The organism is Bartonella sp. MR110HLJHH, from assembly GCF_042194225.1.
Lineage (GTDB): Bacteria > Pseudomonadota > Alphaproteobacteria > Rhizobiales > Rhizobiaceae > Bartonella > Bartonella grahamii.
Genome location: NZ_JBHIMQ010000049.1, coordinates 1 through 2069 on the forward strand (window position 1 = coordinate 1; position 2069 = coordinate 2069).

The 2069-nt window shown below is 48.7% G+C and carries 2 protein-coding genes and 1 pseudogene; all 3 read left to right on the forward strand.

All coding sequences use genetic code 11. From position 1 onward, the window contains the following. Positions 1-314: hypothetical protein (locus tag ACFIKB_RS09150; protein WP_375653434.1), on the forward strand; the 314-nt coding region annotated here is incomplete at its 5' end. Continuing rightward, a complete protein-coding gene (locus ACFIKB_RS09155; RefSeq protein WP_375653436.1) occupies positions 311-559 on the forward strand; it encodes a hypothetical protein in 249 nt (82 codons plus the stop codon). The genes ACFIKB_RS09150 and ACFIKB_RS09155, both read left to right, overlap by 4 nt. Next, a pseudogene (locus ACFIKB_RS09160) lies at positions 556-2069 on the forward strand (filamentous hemagglutinin); the annotation flags it as partial. The gene ACFIKB_RS09155 and the pseudogene ACFIKB_RS09160, both read left to right, overlap by 4 nt.

Here is a 2069-nt window from a genome sequence, read left to right on the forward strand (position 1 = left end):
ACACTCTGAACCAAACGGGGCGCATTGTTTCGCAAAAGCGGATAGAACTCTCAACCGATGGCACCTTGACGCTGGGTGAGACAAGCCAAGTTGGTGGCTATGATGTCGCGCTGAAGGCAGGCACACTCGCCCAAGCTGGGCTTATAGAAGCGCAAGGTGAGGAACTTACTCTCGAAAGCCACGGTGATTTAACCAATAGCGGCACGATAGCAAGCAATGGCGCAATCACTGTGAATGCGCAAAACACTCTGAACCAAACGGGGCGCATCGTTGCGCAAGAGCGGATAGAGCTCTCTCAACTGATGGCACCTTGACACTGGGTGAGACAAGCCAAATTGGCGGCTATGATGTGGCACTGAAGGCAGGCACACTCACCCAAGCTGGGCTTATAGAAGCGCAAGGTGAGGAACTTACTCTCGAAAGCCACGGTGATTTAACCAATAGCGGCACGATAGCAAGCAATGGCGCAATCACTGTGAATGCGCAAAACACTCTGAACCAAACGGGGCGCATCGTTGCGCAAGAGCGGATAGAGCTCTCTCAACTGATGGCACCTTGACACTGGGTGAGACAAGCCAAATTGGCGGCTATGATGTGGCACTGAAGGCAGGCACACTCACCCAAGCTGGGCTTATAGAAGCGCAAGGTGAGGAACTTACTCTCGAAAGTTACGGTGATTTAACCAATAGCGGTATGCTTGCAAGCAATGGCGTTATTGCTTTGCGTGCGCAAAACACTCTGAACCAAACGGGGCGCATTGTTGCGCAAGAGCGGATAGAGCTCTCAACTGATGGCACCTTGACACTGGGTGAGACAAGTGAGGTTGGCGCCTATGATGTAACGCTGAAGGCAGGCACACTCACCCAAGCTGGGCTTGTGGAAGCGCAAGGCGGAGTACTTACTCTCAACAGCTATAATGTTTTAAGCAATTCCGGTATCATGGTGGGCGGTGTTGTTGATGCGAAGCTTGGTTCTTTAGCAAATTCAGGTCAGCTTTTAGCCAGTGACAGCTTTACGCTTATAGCAGAAAGCCATGATCCGTCATTGGGGCAAGCTGCTCTGGTTTTAAATGGTGAAGACGGAGTTCTCAAAAGTGGTGGCGCTTTTGTTTTAACCGCAGATGTTTTGGACAATGCCGGCAGTATTGGTTCAAGTGGTGATGGGGTTGCGCTCAATGTGAGTGGTGATCTGAGCAATAGCGGGCTGATTTACGCTAAGAAATCTGCCATTTTCTCCTTAGATGGGGATTTTATCAATAAGTTTGCCGATGTCATTGCTGAAGACAATCTCATCATCCGTGGTTTAAGTGGAGAGCGGGCTGGTCATGTGATCAACAGCTCGGGTCTTTTAGAAGCTGTCTCAGGCGATATGACCTTCGATGTCTCAGCGCTTACCAATATGCGTGAAGGGGGAGTTAAAGTTAGCGATAAAGTGGTTGGTCACAGTTACGTGCGAGGAGAATGGAAAGATGTCGAAAATATTGATCATTTACGTATCAAGGAAAATATCGACACCACGATCATTCGTCAGCAGCCTCATTTTACCAATAATGCTGCACAGATTTTAGTAGGACGTCATCTGACAATTAATGCCGGTGATATCCGCAATAGCTATAGCTTGATTGCTGCCAATGGCAACATTGTGATGCATGGCGATACGCTGCTCAATGAGGGGCGCGATTTAATCGAAACAACTAAGATTGTAACGGAAACGCGCTACAGACATAAGCAATGTAGTATCACAAATCCAGCATGTATAAACGGTGCAGAAGAATGGGATGGTCCTACTTTTATCCAAACACCCACGCGCACTTATGATGCTGTTTACGGCACGATTGAAGCTGGTGGCACTCTTGATGTCAAGGTTACAGACACTCTTGACAATCATGCAGTGCGCGAGGGAGCCGGTCAAATTGGCTTAAGCTCTGGCAATAAAGGCTTGAGTGGCGTTAAAAATACTGACGTTGATGGCTTCAAACCGTCGATCAGCTATAGCTCTGGCGATCAAGGTTTGGCTGGGGGACAAACACCCGATTTTGACGGTTCCAAACCACTGATTAGCAATGATCG